Below are 19,842 nucleotides of genomic sequence, written 5' to 3' on the forward strand. Positions count from 1 at the left end.
CCGATTCACAGGCTTTCGTTATCGCTTCCTTACCGGACACCTCGGACAATCACAGTGAGGCGTGGCACGGGTGCCGCCGTCGTGGCCGAGGAGGGTGAGCCGTGATGCAGAAGCCGGACAGGCCCGAAGGGCCACAAGAGGTCGAACCGCTCTCGGGACCGGTGGACGGGGAACGGGACCGTGCGGACCTTCGCGGGTCGTGGCGGCGGCGGTCGGCCCGCGGGCGGGCGCTGATCGCGGCCACCACCGTCGCCGTCCTGGCGCTCGGCGGCACCGTCGCGTACGCGGCGGCGTCGGGCGGCTCCGGTGGCGGTTCGCCGTCGGCGTCACCGTCGGCGTCGTCCTCCGAGGGGCCGGGCGGACGGCACGGCCACGGCGGCCCGTGGTTCGGCCTCGGCGGGGACGCGGCGCACGGTGAGGCGACCGTCAAGGACCCCGACACCGGCGACTGGGTCGTCCGCGTCTGGCAGCGGGGCACCGTGGCGAAGGTGGCCGACGACCGGGTCACCGTCAGGAGCGAGGACGGCGTCTCGTGGACGTGGACGGTGGGCGCGGACACGGCCGTGTCCGCCGAGGGTGCCTCCGGCTCCGGGGCCGACGCGCTGAAGAAGGGCGACACCGTCCACGTCGTCGGCTCCCGTTCCGGTGGCACCAACACCGCCGACCGCGTCCTGTCCGGCACCTTCGACGAACGCGGCCCGTACGGACACGGCATGGACGGACACGGCATGGGCGGGCGCGGTCCGGGCGACCGGCGCGACGACTCCCCGGGGCACGGCCCGTGGAACCACGAGGACGACCGCTCCCCCGGCCCCACGGGCAGCGGAGCCGCTACCTGACCCTGGTGCCGACGACCACGTGGGCGTACAGCTCCTCGTCTTCGGCCAGACGCACCGTCAGACCGCTGCGGGTGAACGCCTCGACGGCGGCCGGGGCCTGGCGCTCGCTGGTCTCGACGAGGACACAGCCGCCGGGGGCGAGCCACAGCGGCGCCTCGGCGGCGACCCGGCGCAGCACGTCCAGCCCGTCACCGCCCCCGTCGAGGGCGGTGAGCGGCTCGTGGTCCCGGGCCTCGGCGGGCAGCAGGGGGACCTCGCCGGTGGGAACGTAGGGCACGTTCGCCGCCAAGATGTCTATTCGGCCCCGCAGTTGTCCGGGCAGTGCCGCGAACAGGTCGCCGACGTAGGCGTGTCCGGCGTGCTCGGCGATGTTGCGCCGGGCACAGCTCACCGCCGCCGCGTCGATGTCCGCGGCGTGCAGCGCGACCGGTCCGAGGGAGGCGGCGAGAGCGGCGCCGACGGCGCCCGAGCCACAGCACAGGTCGACGACGACGCCGGCGTGCGGCACCGCGGCCAGGGCCTGGTCGACGAGGAACTCGGTGCGGCGGCGGGGCACGAAGACGCCCGGCTCGACGGTGATCCGCAGACCGTGGAACTCGGCCCAGCCGACGACGTGTTCGAGGGGCAGGCCCGCCGCGCGGCGGGCGGCCATGGCCGTGGCCTCGTCGGGCGTACGGGCCGCCGTGAGGATCAACTCGGCCTCGTCCTCGGCGAACACGCACCCGGCGGCACGCAGCACGCCGACCAGGACGTCACGGGACGACGGAGGGCAGGCCGGGGAAGGCGGGGAACCGGCGGGAGAAGACCCGGAAGAAGACCGAGAAGACGGCGAGGACGGCGAAGAGGGGGAGGGCGAAGAGGCGGGAGAACGAGGGGGCATGAAGCCGAGAAGCCTTTCGGAAGCCGAAGGGCGCTCTCACGGTCGCCTAACGGCGGCGATCCACGCTGTCACGGGAGGAGAGCACCCGACCTGACACTGCGGTAATGGGTCTCACCTCCTCGGTCTCGCGCGACTGGGAACCTCCGCAGCCGGACGGCCACCCTACCCCAGAGACCGGCCTGCGTTCCGGGCACGGGGGCTCTCGGCGCCTGAGTTGTACTATGCAACCAGGCGAGTGAGGGAGGACCCGTGGACGCACCCGAGGCCGTGGAGACCATCCAGCGGGAGATGACGAGCTTCGCCCGGCGGGCCCGTGCCTCGGCGGGCCGGCTGCACCCCGAACTGTCGCTGGTGTCCTACACGCTCCTCGGCCACCTGGAGGAGAGCGGTGGCTGCCGGGCCACCGACCTCGCCGCGCACTACGCCCTGGACAAGTCCACGGTCAGCCGCCAGGTCGGCGCCCTGGAGCGGGCCGCCCTGATCGAGCGGCGCCAGGACCCCGAGGACCACAGGGTGCAGGTCCTGCACCTCACCGGCAGGGGCCGCCGCATCCTCGCCCAGGTCACCGAGAGCCGCCGTACGGCCTTCCGGGAACGGCTGGCGCAGTGGCCGGAGGCGGACCTGGAGCGATTCGCCGAGTACCTGGTGCGTTACAACGCGTGGGCCGGGCCCGCCGCCGGGAGCGACCCGTCTCCCCCGGCGGCCCCGTGACCCCCCGGCCCGCTACGCCACCGGGACCGACTCCCGCCCCTCCCCCAGCCGCTCCGGCACCCGGGCCGCCAGGAACGCCGTTCTGCGGCGCAGCCGGAAGCCCAGGGACTCGTAGAGGCGGATGGCGTTCGTGTTGCCGGCGCTGGTGTGCAGGAACGGCGTCTCGCCGCGTTCCCGGATGCCGTGGGCGACGGCCAGGATCAGCCGGGTCGCCAGACCCTCGCCCCGGAAGGCGGGGTCGGTGCAGACCGCGCTGATCTCGGTCCAGCCCGGCGGATGCAGGCGCTCGCCGGCCAGGGCGATCAGGGCGCCGTCCCGCCGTATGCCCAGGTAGGTGCCGAGTTCGATGGTCCGGGCCTCGAACGGCCCCGGCTGGGTGCGGGCGATCAGGTCGAGGATCTCGGGTACGTCGGCGGGACCGAGCCGGACCGCCTCGGGCTCGGGTGCGGCGGCCAGCCCGTCGTCGACGAACTGCACGCCCTCGATCTGCAGGGTGAGCTCCCACCCGGCCGGGAGCTCACCGCGGAAGCCCGGCAGCGGGACCTCCGCGCCGGGACCGGCGAGCGCCGCGAGATCCGCCCAGTCGGCCGCGTCCGGCTCGTCGGGCAGCGCCAGCCAGGGCGACACGTCGACGGGGTAGCGCAGCACCCGGCCCCGGCGCTCGGCGAAGTGGGCGTGCGGACCGGTGAGGGAGGCGAGGGCGGGGTTGTCGAGGACGTGCGGGGGCTCGACGGCGCTCATGCGTGCGCTCCGATCTCCAGGACGACCTTGCCCCGGGCGTGGCCGCTCTCCACCTCGCGCAGTGCCTCGCCCGCCCGCTCCAGCGGGAACGTGAGGGTGACCTGCGGGTTCAGCTCGCCGCGCAGGACCAGGTCCGCAACCGCCCGCAGCACGGCCGTGTCGCGGGCGCGGGCCACCCGGGCGCCGCCCAGCCGCTCGACCTCCTCGGCCGGGGCTCCGGCGGTGATCAGCCGGGCGCGGTCCCGCACCAGGGCGGCCGCCTCGTGCAGCACCTCGCCGCCGACGAGGTCGTAGACGCCGTCGACGCCGTCCGGCGCGATCACGCGCACGGCCGCCGCCCAGTCCGGGCCGGACGGCACGTGCTCGGCGCCCAGCGAGTCGAGGAGGTCCTTCTTGCCCTCGCTCGCGACGCCCACGACCCGCAGTCCGCGGGCACGGGCGATCTGCGCGACGGCGACCCCGACTCCGCCGCCCGCGCCGGTGACCAGCAGTGTCGCTCCGGCCGGCAGATCGAGCTGGCGCACACCGTCGTAGGCGGTCGCGGCGGCCACGGGAAGGGTCGCGGCGTCGGTGAACGACAGCCCGGCGGGCTTGTGGGCGGTGATGCCCGCGGCCAGCAGCGCGTACTCGGCGTAGCCGCCCGCGACGGCGGTGCCGAACACCTCGTCGCCGGGCGCGAACCCGGTGACTCCCTCGCCGCTCTCCTCGACGACGCCGGCCACCTCGTTGCCCAGGACCGAGGGGAACACACGCTCGCCGCTCTCGCCGGGGCGCCGGTACCCCGTGCGCTGTTTCCAGTCGACGGGGTTCACACCCGCGGCGCGCACCGCGACGAGCACCTCGCCGGGCCCGGGCCGGGGGCGGTCCAGGTCGACGAGGGCCTCGGTCTCCGGGCCGCCGTACCGGGTGAAGACGTACGCCTTCGGCATTGATCCCACTCTCCTTCGCTGGCACCGGACCGCTGGACCGCTGGATCCGGAACGACACGTGCAAGAGCCGGGACCCGGTGGCTATTCCCCCTTCGCGGGACTGTTCATACGGGCTTAATGATCGGTGGGCCGACCGGGTGCGGAGCACGGCTGACATGCACGTACGGTTGACTGCGTGAACATCCGCCGTCCTCCCGCTGGAACCGCATGAACGTCACCCGAGGCTTCACCGGCCGGCCCCGTGCCCACCGTCCGGGACTGCCCCCCGGCCAGTACGACGCGGGCGACGACTGGCCCGTGCTGTCCGCCGAGGTCACCCCCGACCTCGCGCCCGCGGACTGGACCTTCCGCGTCGACGGACTGGTGGCGGCGCCCCGCACCTGGGACTGGGACGAGGCGCACGCGCTGCCGGAGTCCGCGTACGAGGGTGACATCCACTGCGTGACCAGCTGGTCCAAGTTCGGGGTGCGCTTCGGGGGTGTGTCCCTGGACGCCTTCCTCGCGGCCGTCCGGCCCGACGCGTCCGCGACCCACGCCGTCGCGTACTCGCACACCGGCTACACCACCAACCTGCCGTTGTCCGACCTGACCGGCGGCCGGGCGTGGATCGCCTGGGAGTACGACGGGAAGCCCCTCGCGGCCGAGCACGGCGGTCCGGCGCGGCTGCTGGTGCCGCACCTGTACTTCTGGAAGAGCGCGAAGTGGATCGCGGGCCTGCGGCTCCTCGACCACGACGAACCGGGCTTCTGGGAGCAGAACGGCTACCACGCCCGGGGCAACCCGTGGGAGGAGCAGAGGTATGCCGGTGACTGAGACCTTCACTCCCCCGACCCGGTTCGCGGTGCCGGGCCGCATCGCCGTGAGCAACCGGGCCGCCGCCCTGTGGCAGACGGCGACGCTCACCGGGATCCGCCGCGAGACCCCGCACGCGGCCACCTTCCGGTTCGCGGTGCCGGCCTGGGCGGGGCACCTGCCCGGCCAGCACCTGATGCTGCGGCTGACCGCCGGCGACGGGTACACCGCCCAGCGCCACTACTCGATCGCCTCGGCCCCCGACGACGACGGGCATATCGAGCTGACCCTGGACCACGTGGACGGCGGCGAGGTCTCGGGCTGGTTCCACACCCGGGCGGAGCCGGGTGACGAGATCCAGGTGCGGGGCCCGCTCAGCGGGTTCTTCGCCTGGCCCGGCGACCGGCCGGCGCTGCTGATCGGCGCCGGCTCCGGGGTCGTCCCGCTGATGTCGATGGTCCGCCACCACCGGGCGCGCGGCCTCGACGTACCGCTGCGGCTGCTGGTGTCCGCGCGCGGTCCCGAGGAGCTGATCTACGCGCGGGAGTACGGCGCCGAGACGACCCCCGTGTTCACGCGCAGCGCGCCTGAGGGCGTGTCCGTGGGGCGGCTCGCGGCACATCACCTCGCACCGCTGCTCGCCGAGCGGCCGGCGGGCGGCTGGGAGGCGTACGTGTGCGGCTCGAACGCGTTCGCCGAGCACGCCTCGCGGCTGCTGGTGCGGGCGGGGCAGCCCGTCGACCGCATCCGGATCGAACGCTTCGGCTGACCCGCCGGGCCGCCCCACGGGGCCGCTTCCTCCCCACCCGTCCCCCGCGTCCCCGGCTGTCGAGGGGCCGACGTGAACGATGCGTGAAACGATGTACTCCGAACGGGGTATGACGCTCATGTGGGCACTCGTACGCGTGACGGCGAGGAGGTCGACATGCGAGACCGGGTGCGCGGCTGGCGGCGGCGGGACAACCCGCTGCGACGCCGGTCCGACGTGGTGGAGGCGTGGACGGCGCTGTTCGTCGCCGTGCTGCTGCTGGTCGCCGTTCCGCTGGCCGGGGCGCTCGCCGGCCAGTGGGGCCATACCGACGCCCAGGCGGTCGCGGACCGGCTGCGGGCCGAACGCCACCGGGTCCGGGCCGAGGTCGTCGGTCACCCGCCGGAGGCCCTGCCCTCGGTGGAGGGCGTCCGACAGCAGATGGCCACCGTGGCCGTGCGCTGGACCCCGCCGGGTGAGCACGCCCGGACGGCCACCGCCCGGGTTCCGGCGGGCACGCGCGCGGGCGAGATGGTGGACGTCTGGTTCGACACGCGGGGCCGCAACGTCGAGCCGCCGCCGAACGACACCATGGTGTGGCAGCACACCCTCACCATGGGTGCGTGCGCGGCCGGGGGTACGGCCGCCGTGGTGCTGCTCGGGCACGCCGTGATCCGCCGGGTGGCGATGCGGCACCGGCTGGGCGAGTGGGAGCGGGAGTGGGCCCGCACGGAACCGCAGTGGACCCGCCGCAGGCCCGCCTGAAGCTCCTGACCAGGGTCTGGCGAGGCCTCCCGGTGCCCACGTACGGTGTGATCATTCGTATGGGCACTTAACAAAAAGGCGGTCCTTCATGCCCCTGTTCGACCTGGCCGACGAGGAGCTCCGCACCTACCGCAGCGCGTCCACCGAGCCCGAGGACTTCGACGCGTTCTGGTCCAAGACCCTCCAGGAGGCCCGTGAGCACGACCTCGACGCCCGCTTCGAGCCGGTCGACACGGGTCTGACCACGGTGCAGGTGTACGACGTGACCTTCGCCGGATTCGGCGGGCACCCCGTCAAGGGCTGGCTGACGCTGCCCGCCGGGACCGGCGAACCGCTGCCGCTGGTCGTGGAGTTCGTCGGCTACGGCGGTGGGCGCGGGCTGCCGCACGAGCATCTGCTGTGGGCGTCGACGGGCCGCGCGCACTTCATCATGGACACCCGCGGCCAGGGCAGCGCCTGGGGCGGTGGCGGCGGCACCGCGGACCCGGTGGGCGGCGCGCCCGCGTACCCCGGTTTCATGACGCGCGGCATCGACGCCCCGGAGAACTACTACTACCGCCGGGTGTTCACGGACGCGGTGCGCGCGGTCGAGGCGGCCCGCTCCCACCCGCTGACCGACGCGGCACGGACCGTGGCGATCGGGGGGAGCCAGGGGGGCGGCATCACGATCGCGGTGGGCGGTCTGGTCCCGGATCTCGCGGGCATCGCCCCGGACGTGCCGTTCCTGTGCGACTTCCCGCGCGCGGCGGTACTGACGGACCGTCACCCGTACCGTGAGATAGGCCTGTTCCTCAAGACGCACCGCGGCCGCACCCAGGACGTGCTGGGTACCCTGGCGTACTTCGACGGGGTGCACTTCGCGTCCCGGGGTTCGGCTCCCGCGCTGTTCTCGGCGGCCCTGGAGGACCAGACCTGCCCGCCGTCGACCGTGTTCGCCGCCTTCAACGCGTGGGCGCACGAGGACAAGGAGATCGAGGTGTACGACTTCAACGACCACGAGGGCGGCGGCCCGTACCAGGAGGCGGCCAAGCTGCGCTGGCTGCGGTCGTACGTCTGACGGCCGGCGCATGGACACACGTGCCGCCGCCGAGCGGTTCACGCGGGTGTGGGAGCGGGCCTGGGCGTCGCACGACGTGGCGGCACTGCTGGAGCTGTACGCCGAGACCTGCGTCCACCGGTCGATGCCGTTCCGCGCGCCGCACCGGGGGCGGGCAGAGCTGGAGGCCTATCTGCGCTGGTCGTTCGCCGCGGAGCGGGTGACCGACGTGCGGTTCTCGCCCCCGCTCGTGGGCGCGGACCGGGTCGCGGTGGCGGAGTTCCGGGTGCTGGCCGAGGAGGACGGAACGGCCGGCACGCTGGCCGGCTGTGTCTTCGTCCGGTTCGACGAGGCCGGGCTGGCGGTCGAGTCACGGGACTACTGGCACACGGCCGAGGGTCACCAGGAGCCGACGGGGCCGATGTTCCTCCTGTGATCCGGGAGCCGTTCGGCACACTTCCCTCCAGTCCGACCAGTCGGTACGTTCGGGGTGCCCGGACCGCACCGCAGCGGTCCGGGGTTCCGGCGGACCACGGAGGCTCCATGTCCGAGCACGTGCCACAGATCCACGGCCACTGCGACCCGCGGTTCGCGGCGGTGCGCGCGGCCTTCGAGGAGAACTTCCGGGACCGGGCCGAGCTGGGCGCCGCCGTGAGCGTCACGGTCGACGGCGCACCGGTGGTCGATCTGTGGGGCGGCCGGGCCGACGCGGCGGGCACGCGCGCGTGGGAGCGGGACACCGTGGTCAACGTGTGGTCCACGTCGAAGGGGCCGACGGCGCTGTGCGCGCACATCCTCGCCGACCGGGGGCTGCTCGACCTCGACGCCCCGGTGGCCGCCTACTGGCCGGAGTTCGGCGCGGCGGGCAAGGAGCGCGTCCCGGTCCGGCATCTGCTGTCCCACCGGGCGGGCCTGTCCGGGCTGCGCGAGCCGCACTCGCTCGAGCAGCTCTACGACTGGGAGCTCACCACCGCGCGCCTGGCGGCCACGGAGCCCTGGTGGGAGCCGGGCACCCGGTCCGGCTATCACGCGCTCACCTACGGCTTCCTGGTCGGGGAAGTGGTACGGCGGGTGTCGGGGCTGCTGCCGGGGGCGTTCCTGGAGCGGGAGGTGACCGGTCCGCTGGGTGTCGACTTCACGATCGGGCTGCCGGAGAAGGAGGCCGGGCGGGTGGCCGAGCTGGTGCATCCGCCGGTCGCCTCGTCCAGCGAACAGGCCGCGATCTTCGCCCAGTTGGCGCCCGCGGCCCTCGCCGCCCTGACCAACCCGGTGGCGGGCGCGAAGGAGGCCAACTCGCCGCGGTGGCGGGCCGCGGAGATCCCGGCGGCGAACGGCCACGGCACCGCCCGGGCGGTGGCCGCGCTCTACGGGATCTTCGCGGGCCGGGGCGTGTACGGCGGGCGTCGCGTCCTTTCCGCCGAGGCGGCCGAGCGGGTGCGCGAGGGACAGGGCGCCTGCCGGGACCTGGTGCTGGGGGCGGGGTTCGCGCACGAGACGGAGATCGGGCTCGGGCTGTGGCTCAGCGGTCCGAACGGATCGTACGGACCGAACCCGCGCGCTTTCGGACATGACGGCTTCGGCGGCTCGTGCGGGCTGGCCGACCCGGAGGCGGGGGTGTCGCTGGGGTACGTGATGAACCGCATGGGTCCGCACATCGCCGACGATCCGCGGAAGACGGCATTGGTGGACGCCCTGTACAGCGTGCTCTGAGCGAGGGCCCGGAGCGGGCGGCCGGGCGGTGCGGGGCGGTCCGGTTTCGGCCGATCGGGCGGCCCGCTCTTCCCAGCTGGTTTAGACCAATGCTAGATCTGGTGGCGCACCGAGTCCGCACGACCACGGCACGTCACCCACAGGAGGCGCGCGGCATGGCCCGCAGCACCACCCCCACCACCCCTCATGTCCACCCGCACCCCGAGGAGGGGCCGCTGTACCGGCGGATCGCCACGCAACTCCTCGGCGAGCTGCGCGAGGGCACCATCGCGCCCGGCGAACGGCTGCCCGCCGAGCGGCGGCTGGCCGGACACTTCGGCGTCAGCAGGCAGACCGTACGGCAGGCCCTGGAGGTCCTGCGGAGCGACGGCCTGGTCGAGACCGACCGGCGGGGCAGTCACGCCGCCCTGCCCGCCGGGTCCCTCGGCACCCCGTCGTTCCTCGCCTTCCCCGTGGGCGCGCGGCCCGCGGACGACGCGTCCGCGGTGGCCCACACCGCCGTGAGCTGGGAGACGCCCCCGCCCGAACACGCGGAGGCCCTCGGACTCGCCCCGCACCGGCCGACGCTGGTGCACCGCTACGAGTCCGCCCGCGCCGACGGACGCGGTCTGCGTACGGCCGTCACGTCCTTCTCCGCGGTGGCCCTGGCCGAGGTGGAGGAACTGGCCCGCTACCGGGACCGCGCCGACTCGGGCGCCTCCCCGGAGCTCCGGCGGGCCTACGACTGGATGCGCCGGGCGGGCCTGACCCTGCACCACCGGGACTGCATCACGCATCTCGCCGACGACCCGTCGATGCGGGTCACCCGGCGGGTGCACGACCAGTACGCCCGCCCCCTGGAGATCACCGACCTGGTGGTGGACACCCGGCGGGAGGCGCTGGTCTACGCCTTCACGCTGCCCGCGGCCGGGTGATCCGGCCGTCCGGACCGGTTCAGCGGTCCGTCCGGCGGGCTTCGACCACGCGGACCCGTGGGCTTCCGTCGCTCCTCGTCCCGAACTCGGGCAGGGCGCGGAGGTCCACGCGGAACCCGGCGCGCTCCAGTTCGCGCCGCACCTCACCGAGACGGAAGGCGCGGTAGTACATCACGAACGGCGGCCGCCACAGGGCGTTGCGCACCCGCATCACGGCGTCGAAGCCGAGGAGCATCCAGAACGCCGGCGAGCTCGGCCTCGGCGGGGCCAGGACGGGGAACGCGAAGCATCCGCCCGGCCGCAGCGCGGTCCGCACCTGGGCGAACAGGCCCGGCAGCTCGCGGGGCAGGAAGTGCCCGAACGCGCCGAAGCTGACGACGAGGTCGAAGGCGGCGGTGAACGGCAGGGCCCGGGCGTCCGCGCGCACCCAGGACACCGGGGGCCCCGCCGGAGAGGTCCGCCGGCGGGCCTGTGCCAGCATCCCGGCGCTGAAGTCGACGCCCGTCACACTCCCCCGGCACACCGTCGCCAGCACCTCGGCCCCCGCGCCCGTCCCGCAGCACAGGTCGAGGCCGTCCTCGTAGGGGCCGGACTCCTTCAGGGCCGAGGCGACCGCGTCCAGGACGGCGTCCGGGGTGCGGAAAGGCGTGTGGTCGAACTTCGGCGCGAGGAGGTCGTAGCCGTGCTCGACGGACGACAGGGCCTGGACGGCGAGTTCGCGCAGCGTGGGGCCTTCGGGACTGAACATCCGCGTCAGCCTACGGCCGTCCGCCGCTTGAGGAGCAGCAGCGCGCGTTCACACCAGGCCAGGTTCGTCTCCTCGAAGCCGATGCCGGCCAGCAAGGTCAGATAGGGGCCGATCCGGTCGGTCTCGGCCAGGTACGCGTCCTCGGTGCGCCCGTCGAGGAGGCGGTCGCGCACCCGCCGGTAGCGGTCGAGTTTGGCGCGGGACCAGGTCATGCGCTCCTCGACCAGCCCGCGGGTCACCTCGGGGTCCACGCCGTCCATCGCCTGGATCCTGATGAGGAGTTCGTCGCGGATGACGGTGGGCCGCCGCGGCGGGGTGGCGGCGAAGGCGTCCAGGTCCGCGCGGCCGGCCTCGGTGAGGGTGAACATCCTCTTGTTCGGCCGGCGTTCCTGCTGCACCACCCGTGCCTCGATCAGACCGTCCTGCGCGAGCCGCTCCAGTTCCCGGTAGAGCTGCTGCGGGGTCGAGGGCCAGAAGTTCGCGAGGGAGACGTCGAAGAGCTTCGACAGTTCGTAGCCCGAGGCCTCGCCTTCCAGGAGAGCGGCCAGGACGGCGTACTTGAGGGACATGTGGACACGGTAGCAGGAGGCGATTATTGTCATCGACACCTACTCAATAAATTGACCAGTCCAGCAATGAGGTGATCCGATGCGCGCGTTCCGCGAGGCGGTCGAGGCCGGCGATCTCGAGGCCGTCGAAGCGCTGCTGGCCGAGGACGTGGTGTTCACGAGCCCGGTCGTGTTCAAGCCGTACCCGGGCAAGGCGATCACCGCGTCGATCCTGCGGGCGGTGACGCGGGTCTTCGAGGACTTCCGCTACGAGCGGGAACTCGACGGGGGCGACGGGCGTGACCACGCGCTGGTGTTCCGGGCCCGGGTGGGCGAGCGGGAGCTGACCGGCTGCGACTTCATCCACCTCAACGAGGAGGGGCTCATCGACGAACTCACGGTCATGGTGCGCCCGTTGTCGGGCGCACAGGCTCTGGCGGCGGCGATGGGAGCCCGGTTCGACCAGATCCTGAAGGAGGCGGAGGCCCGGTCGGCCTCCGCCTCCTGACCTCAGGCCACCGTGAGGGTGAGGACTCCCGCGTAGGTCGCACCCGGCGTGAGGAAAGGTGAGGACGGGGTACACGGCGCACGGCGGGGTGACGGCGGTCACGAACGCGCTGGACGCGCCGGAGGCCGGCCGCTGAGGCGCGTGCCCGCGGTCCGGCCGCCGTGCCGTGCGGCCCGTGCCCCGGCCGGGCCTCAGCCCCCGAGGTCCTCCAGGGTCGTCCTCGTGTCCGTCTTCAGGTAGCCGGTGACCTCTTCGAGCGACGGCGGGTCCGTGTCCTCGTCGTACGAGGAGTAGTAGGCGCTGTAACTCATCGTGTACGTCACCCAGCCGTCCCGCACGGCGAGCGTGGCGTAGAGGGATCCGCTGGACGAGCCGGACGTGGTGTCGTTGCTGACGAGATAGGCCTCGTCGCCTATGCCCGTGACGGCTTCCACGTCGTAACCCGTGTGGCTGTCGGCGTAGTTCTTCCAGGCCGCGGTGAACTCCGGTCCGGGGTCGGTCTTCTTGTGCAGGTCCAGCTGGGAGTACAGGTAGGCGTCCGCGTAGCTGGACGTGGACTTCTTCAGGCTGATGCTGCACAGGCCCTCGTCGAGGGCGTCGTCCTCGAGGCTGTTGTGCGTCGGGGAGCTGTCGTTGTCCGGGTACTCCTCCTTGAAGGACGAGTAGTCCGTGGAGTTGCACAGGTTCGACGGCGCCGAGTAGCCGCCCAGGTCCGGATCGTCCTCGGCGCCGACCAGGAAGACGCCGGCCGCCCAGGCCGCGGACGCCAGCACCGCTCCGACGGCGCCCCACAGGACGGCCTTCCCGGCGCCGCCGCCACCGCCACCGCTCCCGGGCGGCGGGCCGACCACGGGGTACGGACCCTGCTGGAGGTACGGGTTGACCGGCTGGGGCTGCGCGGGCTGCCCGACCAGGGTCGGCTGGGCATGGACGCTCGGCTGGCCGGCCTGGGTCGCGGGCGCCGCCGGCGGGAAGCCCAGCGGTCCGCCGGGGGCCGGCGACTGCGGATGCGGGTAGGGGTACGCGCTCGACTGGGCCGGCGCGTCGGACGGCTGCTCCGGCTGCTGCGGGGGCTGAGGCGGCGTGGACATGACGTGAAGATAATGCAGAAATGGCGGTCAAGTCCCCTACCGTTACGGATCGTTACCCTCTGGGGACATCTGTGGGAGAACCCGGAAGAGGCCGGGACTTTCGCCCGGCCTCTCCTGTGTGCGTCGCCGTCTGAACCGGGGCGCCGACCGTCGCCTGCGCGGTGCTCTTCCGCACCAGGAACAGCGCGACCAGCGCGACCAGCGGCGACGCGCAGCCGCAGATCACCACGCCGACGGCCATCCCGTGGCCGAGGGCGGTCCGGGCCGCCGCGCGGGCGCTGTCACTGCCGGCGTTCGACGCGCCGCGTCCGCCACGCTGGTGGGCAAGCCGAGCGGGACCGACGCGGGGATGGAGGCGGCTGCGACGCCCCTGCGGGTGCGTGGCCGCTTCGTGGGGAACAACCGTCGCGCCGAGCGCGTTGACGCCATCGGGATCGACCGGCGTGCTACAGTGCCGACAGCACTTGTGTACGCCCCTCCAGTGGGCGCCGGTGCCAGTTCCCTTCAGTTCGCCGCGTCACCCGTCGCTTCCGACCGGTACAGCGGCTTTCCCGCACCACCTCACCGACGGCTCAGGTTCGCCGTGGCCGAGGTGCTGTTCCCGCCGCCCGAGGTGCGCCGTGCGCCCTCCCATCGCGGCCGCTCCCCCTCTCCGCATGCCTCATGCCTTCCGTCCTCGAAAGGACCGACCACCATGACCACCACTCTCGATCACCCCCCTGTCCAACAGCGGCCCCCGGCCCGGGTCGCCGCCGGTGTCCTCGACGTCGACGCGAGCGGGAAGGGGCAGTTGCGCCCCGCGGACTGCCTGTCCACACCCGCCGACCTCCAGGTCCCGGCCGCACTGATCCGCCGTCACGGCCTGCGCAGGGGCGACCTCGTGGAAGGGGTGCGCGGTACCCAGCGCGCCCTCACCGAGGTCGCCCGCGTCAACGGCCGGGCGCCCGAGGAGTTGCGCGCTCGCCGCCACTTCCGCGACCTGACTCCCGTCCACCCCCACGAGCGGCTCCGCCTGGAACATCCGGCGGCCGGCCTGGCCGGCCGGGTCACGGATCTCGTCGCGCCGATCGGCAAGGGACAGCGCGGACTGATCGTCGCCCCGCCGAAATCAGGCAAGACGGTACTGCTCCAGCAGATCGCCGCCGCCGTCGCCGGCAACCACCCCGGGGCGCGGCTGATGGTCGTCCTGCTCGACGAGCGGCCCGAGGAGGTCACCGACATGCGGCGCTCCGTGCGCGGCGAGGTGTACGCCTCGACGTTCGACCGGGCGCCCAGGCAGCACATCGCGCTGGCCGAACTCGTCATCGAGCGGGCCAAGCGGCTCGTCGAGGCGGGCGAGGACGTCGTGATCCTCCTCGACTCGCTCACCCGGCTGTGCCGGGCCCACAACAACGCGGCCGCCGCCGGGGGCCGCACCCTCAGCGGCGGTGTGGACGCGACCGCGCTGATCGGCCCCAAGCGGTTCTTCGGTGCCGCCCGGGCGGCCGAGGAGGGCGGCTCGCTCACCGTCCTCGCCACCGCCCTGGTCGAAACGGGTTCCCGGGCCGACGACTTCTACTTCGAGGAACTGAAGAGCACCGGCAACATGGAGCTCCGCCTCGACCGCGAACCGGCCTCCCGCCGGGTCTTCCCGGCCGTCGACATCAACGGCTCCGGCACCCGGCGCGAGGAACTCCTCTACTCACCGGGCGAGTTGACCGCCGTACGCGGTCTGCGCCGGGCCCTGCAGACCCGGGACGGCCAGGCGAACCTGGAGACGCTCCTGGAACGGATGCGCGAGACGCCGGACAACACGGCCTTTCTGCGCCGCATCCAGCCGACCCTGCCCGCCGCGTAGGGCGGAACGTGCGGCATCCGGGTGCACGCACCCCCGTGTCCGGCACGGGCAGCGCGGGGAATGCCGGGTTCATTCCTACGTTGATCGTATGACGATCGGATTCTCTTCCCGGGCCGTTGCGACGGCGTGCGCGTTCTGTGTGGCGGGCGTCCTCGCCCTCGGCCCCGCCGCGGCCGCCGGCGCGGACCCCGCAACGCCGGGTGGACCCGGCGGGCCCGGTGCGCCCGGTGCGCCCGGTGGGCCCGGTGGGCCAGGCGGGCCAGGCGGGCCCGGTGGGCCCGGTGGGCCAGGCGGCCCCCAGGTGACGGCGCCCCGCCCGTCCCTGCTCTACCGCTCCGGGACGCAGGTCAGGCCCCACCCTGGCGCACCCGAGGTCCCCGACGTCTCGGCGCTGTCCTGGCTGGTCTCCGACGCGCGGACGGGTGAGGTGCTCGCCGCGTCGAACGCGCACCGCAAACTGCCCCCGGCCAGCACCCTCAAGACTCTCTTCGCCCTGACGGTGCTGCCGCTCCTGCCCGGCGAGCTCCGGCACCGGGTGAGCGAGGAGGAGCTCAGCGGCGTCGGGCCCGGCAGCAGCCTCGTCGGAGTCGCCGAGGGACACACGTACCGGGTCTCCGACCTGTGGCGCGGAGTGTTCCTCAACTCCGGCAACGACGCCGTGCACGTACTGGCGGCCCTCAGCGGCGGCTGGCACGCCACGGCCACCCGGATGCAGGCCAAGGCACGTTCCCTGGGCGCCCTGGACACCCATGTGCTGTCGCCCGACGGATACGACGCCCCCGGCCAGGTGTCCTCCGCGTACGACCTGGCGGTGTTCGGGCGGGCGGGGCTGCGCAACGCGGACTTCGCGCGGTACTGCGGCACCGCCGAGGCGAGCTTCCCCGGGGACGGGGACCGGTCCTACGGGATCGCCAACACCAACCGGCTGCTGACCGGCGCGGACGGTGTCGAGCCGTACCCGGGGCTGATCGGGATCAAGAACGGCTACACCAGCAACGCCGGCAACACCCTGGTCGTCGCCGCCCGTCAGGGCGGCCGCACCCTCGTCGTGACGGTGATGAACCCTCAGGCGGGCGGCGGGTTCGAGGTCTACGAAGAGGCGCGCGCGTTGCTGGACTGGGGGTTCGCGGCCGCCGGGCGGGTCGATCCGGTGGGCTCGCTGGACGCGCTGCGGGCCCGTCCCCGGCCGCGGCCGGTACCCGGACCGGGCCCGGAGGCCGGGCCCGTGCTCCCCTCGGCCTCCGCCGCCGCCTCTCCCCCGGCCGGAACCACGGCCGCTGCGGCCGTCCCCGCCGCCGACCCGCCCGGCTGGCCGGAGGCGGCGCTGATCGCGGGCGCCACCGCGCTGGGCGGGGCAGCCGTGGCACTCGTGCTGCGGCTCGCCGGGCGGCGCCCGTCGGGAGGATGACCGACGGGCAGCCACACCAGCAGACCAAGCGTGATCCAGGTGTAGACGTTGCTGCCGAGGAAGCCGTCGACGCCGGACGCGTCGTCGAACCACAGCCACACCACGCTGGTGCACAGCACCGCGTACAGGGCGCCCGCGACGCGTGGGCGCCCCGCGCGGATCAGCACCGCGAAGGACGGCAGCAGCCACACCAGGTGGTGCACCCACGTCACGGGACTGACCAGACAGGCGGCGAGGCCGGTCAGGGCGAAGGCCGCCGGCCAGTCCCCCGCGGCCGCCGCCCGCCGCGCGCGCCACGCCCACCGGCCCAGCGCGGCCAGCACCAGTACCGCCCAGACCGCCCGGCTCTCCACGCCCAGCCGAGCCAGGACGCCCTGCAGCGACTGGTTGGAGACGTAGTCGAGCCGGCCCACCCGGGTCGTGTCCCACAGGGCCCGCGTCCAGTAGAAGCGCGAGGCGTCCGGGGCGACCAGGGCCGCGAGCGCGGTGGCGGCCGCCGCCACGGTCGTGGCCACCACGGCCGCCCGTCGGCGGCCGGCGACCAGCAGCAGGCCGACGAAGAGCGCGGGCGTGAGCTTGACGGCCGCCGCCAGGCCGATGCCGACCCCGGCCCAGCGGGTCCGCCCGGACGCGAGCGGCCCGGCGTCGGCGAGCACCAGGGCCAGCAGCAGCAGGTTGACCTGGCCGAAGCTGAGGGTGTCACGCAGCGGTTCGAAGAGCGCGAGTGCGCTGGCGGCGAGCCCGGCTCCGTACCAGCCGTAGCGCCGCCACCGGGGTCCGACGCACACCCGCGCCACGAACGCCAGCGCCGCCAGGTTGAGCAGCAGCGCGGTCACGATCGCGGTGCGCAGCCCGACCCACGCCATCGGCAGCATGACGACGGCCGCGAACGGGGGGTAGGTGAACCCGTACCGCGTGCCCGGTACCCGGTAGTCGTAGACCCGGCCGCCGTCGTGGATCCAGCTGTTGACGGTGCCGTGGTAGACCCGCAGGTCGAACCAGTCGCGCAGCAGCGGCACCGTCGCGGTGAAGACGGTGACGAGGGCGGCGAACGCGAGGAGCAGCAGGAGGCGGCCGCGGTCGGTGCGGGGCGGCTTCACCCCGCGGATCTCACGAGGTCTCACGCCGTACGTCCCAGGGCGGTCGGCGCCTGTGCGGCGAGGTGGGCCTGCCACAGGACGACCACGGCGAGCGCGCCGCCGCAGACGGCCAGGACCAGACGGGCCGGGTCGGCGGGGCCACCGTCGGGCAGGACGACGAGGGCGAGAACGCCCGCCACGGCCGCCGTCCGGTGGCGTATCAGGGTGGCCGGGGCCGCCGCCGCGATGAGGAACAGAGCCCACAGCGCGTACCAGGGGCGGATCGCCGGGCCGAACGCGGCCACCGTCGCGAGACTCAGGCCGAGCGCGTACACCGGCCGCCGACGCAGCCGCCACCAGATGACGACGAGGGCGACGGCGGTGACCGCGAGCCCCAGGGCGTGCCAGACGGGCACCGCCCAGGGCGCCAGGTCACTGCCCAGGCCCTCCAGGAGAGCGCGGGTGGCCCGGCCCAGCAGGCTGGTGAGCGCCCAGTTGTGCGCGGAGACGGGTGTGTTCAGGGCGGCTATCCAGCCGTAGCCGGTGCCCGCGACGGCGGTCGCCACGACCGTAGTGGCGGCGGCCGCGGCCCCCGTGGCCGACACGGTCCGGACCGGGCGCCCGCCCGCACGCAGCGACAGGACCACGATCGCGACGAGCCCCAGCGCGGCGGGCGCCTTGACCAGGGCGGCCAGGGTGACCAGGACGGCCCCGAGCACCGGGCGCCGGCCGAGCGCCGCCACCAGCCCGACACCGAGCAGGCCCAGCATGATCGCGTCATTGTGGGCACCGGCCACCAGATGCAGCAGCACCAGCGGATTGAGCGCGCCGAGCCAGAGCGCGGCCGCCGGGTCGGCCCCGCTGTGCCGGGCGAGCCGGGGCAGGGCGGCCGTCATCAGTGCCACCCCCGCCAGCGCGACGCACCGCATGCCGAGCAGCCCGGCGGACAGGGCGCCCCGGGTCAGTCCGGACAGGGCGGCGGCGACGGCGAGGAAGACCGGGCCGTACGGGGCTCCGGTGTTCCGCCACAGCGGGGCGACCTCGTCGGCGAGCGGACCGCCGAGCCGGGCCGGACCGTGGGCGTACACGTCGAGATGCGCGTCCACCATGGCGCCCTGCGCCAGATAGCTGTACACGTCCCGGCTGAACAGCGGCGGCGCGATCAGCAGCGGCGCCGCCCAGACGGCGAGGACCAGGACGAGGGCGCGGGGGGTCGGCGGATCCGCGCCACGCACCAGCGTGCCCAGCAGGATCCAGGCCGCGGTCAGCAGCACCAGCCCGAAGTACACGCCGACCAGACCCAGCACGGCGTGCACCGAGGACGGGGCCAGGAGTTCCCGGGCGGGCAGCGCGCCCGCCGTCTCGCCGCCGAGCGCGAGAAAGGCGGTTCCGGCCAGGCCCAGAACCTGGCAACGACGCAGATCGACGGAAAAGGCCTTGGTCAGCACTCTGTCATCGTGGCCGTCCCGGGTGACCGCGGAGCGACATCGCGCCTGCCTGGCGGCGGCCCGCGCGTGACCGGCGGGCGAGCCGGGCGCCGCGCCGACGAGCACCGCGGGCCGGACCGTCTCGCGGTGCGAACCGCGGGCTCAGAACACCGACACCCCGGTCAGGGTCGTGAACCGGTCCAGGGCGGCGACTCCCGCCACCGAGTTGCCCCGGTCGTCCAGACCCGGGCTCCACACGCACAGCGTGCAGCGGCCCGGGACGACGGCGATGATGCCGCCACCCACGCCGCTCTTGCCGGGCAGGCCGACCCGGTAGGCGAATTCGCCGGCCGCGTCGTAGGTGCCGCAGGTCAGCATCACCGCGTTGACCTGCTTGGCCTGGCTGCCGGTGAGCAGCCGGGTGCCGTCGGCGCGCAGGCCGTGCCGGGCGAGGAAGCCGGTGGCCAGGGCGAGGTCGGCGCAGGAGGCGGTGAGGGAGCACTGCCGGAAGTACTGGTCGAGGAGGACCGGTACCGGGTTGTCGATGTTGCCGTAGGACGCCATGAAGTGGGCGAGGGCGGCGTTGCGGTCGCCGTGCGCGGCCTCGGAGGCGGCGACCTCCTCGTCGAAACCGAGCGTGGGGTTGCCGCTCTCCGCACGCAGGAAGCCGAGGAGTTCGCCCGCCGCGTCCCCCGTGCGGGTCTGGAGCCGGTCGGTGACGACCAGCGCGCCCGCGTTGATGAAGGGATTGCGCGGGATGCCGTTCTCGTACTCCAGCTGGATCAGGGAGTTGAAGGGGTTGCCCGAGGGTTCGCGGCCCACGTGCTCCCAGAGTTCGTCGCCCTCGCGGGCCAGGTCCAGGGCGAGGGTGAAGACCTTGGTGAGGGACTGCGTGGAGAACGGCTCCCGCCAGTCCCCCACGCCGTACACCGTGCCGTCCGGTTCCGCGACGGCCATGCCGAAGCGGCGCGGGTCGCAGGCCGCGAGCGCCGGGATGTAGTCGGCGGGACGGCCCCGGCCGGGGGTGCGTTCCACCTCCTCGGCGATGCGGTCCAGGACCGGCTGGAAGGCACGGGACGGCGTCGTTGTCATGATCACTATTGTGCCTCCGTGCCGGTCCGGGCGCGTCGT

At 73.9% G+C, this 19,842-nt stretch carries 21 protein-coding genes and 1 pseudogene; 12 read left to right on the forward strand and 10 right to left on the reverse strand.

Annotation, left to right across the window (positions count from 1 at the left end):
- Positions 1-104: 104 nt before the first annotated feature.
- A complete protein-coding gene (locus ASD48_RS31660; protein ID WP_057605238.1) occupies positions 105-839 on the forward strand; it encodes a hypothetical protein in 735 nt (244 codons plus the stop codon).
- On the opposite strand, the gene ASD48_RS31665 is transcribed toward ASD48_RS31660, so the two are convergent.
- Both ASD48_RS31665 and ASD48_RS44940 read right to left on the reverse strand, forming a co-directional pair.
- Positions 832-1,587 carry a putative protein N(5)-glutamine methyltransferase gene (locus ASD48_RS31665; protein WP_057605559.1) on the reverse strand — a complete coding sequence of 252 codons (756 nt, stop codon included), beginning with the start codon at positions 1,585-1,587 and terminating at the stop codon, positions 832-834. The two genes, ASD48_RS31660 and ASD48_RS31665, sit on opposite strands and share 8 nt — an antisense overlap.
- A 4-nt stretch (positions 1,588-1,591) precedes the next feature.
- The gene (locus ASD48_RS44940; RefSeq protein ID WP_199876090.1) at positions 1,592-1,759 is read right to left on the reverse strand and encodes a hypothetical protein; all 168 of its coding nucleotides are present in this window, start codon (positions 1,757-1,759) and stop codon (positions 1,592-1,594) included.
- Between the two features lie 209 nt (positions 1,760-1,968).
- On the opposite strand from ASD48_RS44940, the gene ASD48_RS31670 reads away from it, so the two are divergent.
- Entirely contained in the window at positions 1,969-2,430 is a 462-nt protein-coding gene (locus ASD48_RS31670) for a MarR family winged helix-turn-helix transcriptional regulator (RefSeq protein WP_057605239.1), read from the forward strand.
- A 12-nt stretch (positions 2,431-2,442) separates the two neighbouring features.
- Here ASD48_RS31670 and ASD48_RS31675 read toward each other — a convergent pair whose 3' ends face one another.
- Complete coding sequence (locus ASD48_RS31675; RefSeq protein ID WP_057605240.1) at positions 2,443-3,171, reverse strand: GNAT family N-acetyltransferase; 729 nt, start codon at positions 3,169-3,171, stop codon at positions 2,443-2,445.
- Positions 3,168-4,100 carry an NADP-dependent oxidoreductase gene (locus ASD48_RS31680; protein ID WP_057605241.1) on the reverse strand — a complete coding sequence of 311 codons (933 nt, stop codon included), beginning with the start codon at positions 4,098-4,100 and terminating at the stop codon, positions 3,168-3,170. Before ASD48_RS31680 ends, ASD48_RS31675 begins: the two co-directional genes overlap by 4 nt.
- Positions 4,101-4,307: 207 nt before the next feature.
- On the opposite strand from ASD48_RS31680, the gene ASD48_RS31685 reads away from it, so the two are divergent.
- The 7 genes from ASD48_RS31685 to ASD48_RS31715 all read left to right on the forward strand — a co-directional run bounded on the left by ASD48_RS31685 (position 4,308) and on the right by ASD48_RS31715 (position 10,065).
- Positions 4,308-4,913, forward strand: a complete 606-nt coding sequence (locus ASD48_RS31685) for a sulfite oxidase-like oxidoreductase (protein ID WP_057605242.1) — start codon at positions 4,308-4,310, stop codon at positions 4,911-4,913.
- Positions 4,906-5,661, forward strand: coding sequence for a ferredoxin reductase (locus ASD48_RS31690; protein WP_057605243.1), 756 nt, complete (start codon positions 4,906-4,908; stop codon positions 5,659-5,661). The genes ASD48_RS31685 and ASD48_RS31690 overlap by 8 nt, the downstream gene beginning before the upstream one ends.
- A gap of 156 nt (positions 5,662-5,817) precedes the next feature.
- Positions 5,818-6,405, forward strand: coding sequence for a hypothetical protein (locus tag ASD48_RS31695; protein ID WP_057605244.1), 588 nt, complete (start codon positions 5,818-5,820; stop codon positions 6,403-6,405).
- Between the two features lie 88 nt (positions 6,406-6,493).
- Entirely contained in the window at positions 6,494-7,462 is a 969-nt protein-coding gene (locus tag ASD48_RS31700; RefSeq protein WP_057605245.1) for an acetylxylan esterase, read from the forward strand.
- 10 nt (positions 7,463-7,472) lie between these two features.
- Positions 7,473-7,877 (forward strand): nuclear transport factor 2 family protein, encoded by a 405-nt coding sequence (locus tag ASD48_RS31705; RefSeq protein WP_057605246.1) that lies wholly within the window; start codon positions 7,473-7,475, stop codon positions 7,875-7,877.
- A 107-nt stretch (positions 7,878-7,984) separates the two neighbouring features.
- A complete protein-coding gene (locus tag ASD48_RS31710; RefSeq protein WP_057605247.1) occupies positions 7,985-9,151 on the forward strand; it encodes a serine hydrolase domain-containing protein in 1,167 nt (388 codons plus the stop codon).
- Positions 9,152-9,306: 155 nt separating this feature from the next.
- Entirely contained in the window at positions 9,307-10,065 is a 759-nt protein-coding gene (locus ASD48_RS31715; protein WP_057605248.1) for a GntR family transcriptional regulator, read from the forward strand.
- Between the two features lie 19 nt (positions 10,066-10,084).
- On the opposite strand, the gene ASD48_RS31720 is transcribed toward ASD48_RS31715, so the two are convergent.
- Together ASD48_RS31720 and ASD48_RS31725 are read right to left on the reverse strand one after the other, a co-directional pair.
- Positions 10,085-10,813: a class I SAM-dependent methyltransferase gene (locus ASD48_RS31720; RefSeq protein WP_057605249.1), complete on the reverse strand. Its 729-nt coding sequence runs from the start codon at positions 10,811-10,813 to the stop codon at positions 10,085-10,087.
- A 5-nt stretch (positions 10,814-10,818) separates the two neighbouring features.
- Positions 10,819-11,382, reverse strand: a complete 564-nt coding sequence (locus tag ASD48_RS31725) for a PadR family transcriptional regulator (protein ID WP_057605250.1) — start codon at positions 11,380-11,382, stop codon at positions 10,819-10,821.
- Between the two features lie 79 nt (positions 11,383-11,461).
- On the opposite strand from ASD48_RS31725, the gene ASD48_RS31730 reads away from it, so the two are divergent.
- Entirely contained in the window at positions 11,462-11,869 is a 408-nt protein-coding gene (locus tag ASD48_RS31730) for a nuclear transport factor 2 family protein (RefSeq protein ID WP_057605251.1), read from the forward strand.
- A 191-nt stretch (positions 11,870-12,060) separates the two neighbouring features.
- On the opposite strand, the gene ASD48_RS31735 is transcribed toward ASD48_RS31730, so the two are convergent.
- Positions 12,061-12,960, reverse strand: a complete 900-nt coding sequence (locus ASD48_RS31735; protein WP_199876064.1) for a hypothetical protein — start codon at positions 12,958-12,960, stop codon at positions 12,061-12,063.
- 694 nt (positions 12,961-13,654) lie between these two features.
- Between ASD48_RS31735 and rho the strand changes: the two genes are divergently transcribed.
- Both rho and ASD48_RS42755 read left to right on the forward strand, forming a co-directional pair.
- On the forward strand, positions 13,655-14,797 hold the full coding sequence (rho, locus tag ASD48_RS31740) for a transcription termination factor Rho (RefSeq protein WP_057605252.1): 1,143 nt from the start codon (positions 13,655-13,657) through the stop codon (positions 14,795-14,797).
- 88 nt (positions 14,798-14,885) lie between these two features.
- A pseudogene (locus ASD48_RS42755) lies at positions 14,886-15,803 on the forward strand (serine hydrolase); the annotation flags it as partial.
- Between the two features lie 83 nt (positions 15,804-15,886).
- Here ASD48_RS42755 and ASD48_RS46225 read toward each other — a convergent pair.
- Genes ASD48_RS46225 through ASD48_RS31760 form a run of 3 tightly spaced genes read right to left on the reverse strand, consistent with a single transcriptional unit; the run spans position 15,887 to position 19,803 of the window.
- Entirely contained in the window at positions 15,887-17,305 is a 1,419-nt protein-coding gene (locus ASD48_RS46225) for a glycosyltransferase 87 family protein (protein ID WP_057605253.1), read from the reverse strand.
- A gap of 20 nt (positions 17,306-17,325) precedes the next feature.
- Positions 17,326-18,837 carry a polyprenol phosphomannose-dependent alpha 1,6 mannosyltransferase MptB gene (mptB, locus tag ASD48_RS31755; protein ID WP_282438359.1) on the reverse strand — a complete coding sequence of 504 codons (1,512 nt, stop codon included), beginning with the start codon at positions 18,835-18,837 and terminating at the stop codon, positions 17,326-17,328.
- Between the two features lie 36 nt (positions 18,838-18,873).
- Positions 18,874-19,803 carry a glutaminase gene (locus ASD48_RS31760; protein WP_057605561.1) on the reverse strand — a complete coding sequence of 310 codons (930 nt, stop codon included), beginning with the start codon at positions 19,801-19,803 and terminating at the stop codon, positions 18,874-18,876.
- Positions 19,804-19,842 lie beyond the last annotated feature (39 nt).

The organism is Streptomyces sp. Root1310, from assembly GCF_001426425.1.
Lineage (GTDB): Bacteria > Actinomycetota > Actinomycetes > Streptomycetales > Streptomycetaceae > Streptomyces.

Coding starts and splice junctions, on each gene's coding strand:
- ASD48_RS31660 (WP_057605238.1), top strand. CDS start 105: ATGCAGAAGCCGGACAGGCCCGAAGGGCCACAAGAGGTCGAACCGCTC.
- ASD48_RS31675 (WP_057605240.1), bottom strand. CDS start 3,171: ATGAGCGCCGTCGAGCCCCCGCACGTCCTCGACAACCCCGCCCTCGCC.
- ASD48_RS31680 (WP_057605241.1), bottom strand. CDS start 4,100: ATGCCGAAGGCGTACGTCTTCACCCGGTACGGCGGCCCGGAGACCGAG.
- ASD48_RS31685 (WP_057605242.1), top strand. CDS start 4,308: ATGAACGTCACCCGAGGCTTCACCGGCCGGCCCCGTGCCCACCGTCCG.
- ASD48_RS31695 (WP_057605244.1), top strand. CDS start 5,818: ATGCGAGACCGGGTGCGCGGCTGGCGGCGGCGGGACAACCCGCTGCGA.
- ASD48_RS31700 (WP_057605245.1), top strand. CDS start 6,494: ATGCCCCTGTTCGACCTGGCCGACGAGGAGCTCCGCACCTACCGCAGC.
- ASD48_RS31705 (WP_057605246.1), top strand. CDS start 7,473: ATGGACACACGTGCCGCCGCCGAGCGGTTCACGCGGGTGTGGGAGCGG.
- ASD48_RS31710 (WP_057605247.1), top strand. CDS start 7,985: ATGTCCGAGCACGTGCCACAGATCCACGGCCACTGCGACCCGCGGTTC.
- ASD48_RS31715 (WP_057605248.1), top strand. CDS start 9,307: ATGGCCCGCAGCACCACCCCCACCACCCCTCATGTCCACCCGCACCCC.
- ASD48_RS31720 (WP_057605249.1), bottom strand. CDS start 10,813: ATGTTCAGTCCCGAAGGCCCCACGCTGCGCGAACTCGCCGTCCAGGCC.
- ASD48_RS31725 (WP_057605250.1), bottom strand. CDS start 11,382: ATGTCCCTCAAGTACGCCGTCCTGGCCGCTCTCCTGGAAGGCGAGGCC.
- ASD48_RS31730 (WP_057605251.1), top strand. CDS start 11,462: ATGCGCGCGTTCCGCGAGGCGGTCGAGGCCGGCGATCTCGAGGCCGTC.
- ASD48_RS31735 (WP_199876064.1), bottom strand. CDS start 12,960: ATGTCCACGCCGCCTCAGCCCCCGCAGCAGCCGGAGCAGCCGTCCGAC.
- rho (WP_057605252.1), top strand. CDS start 13,655: ATGACCACCACTCTCGATCACCCCCCTGTCCAACAGCGGCCCCCGGCC.
- ASD48_RS31760 (WP_057605561.1), bottom strand. CDS start 19,803: ATGACAACGACGCCGTCCCGTGCCTTCCAGCCGGTCCTGGACCGCATC.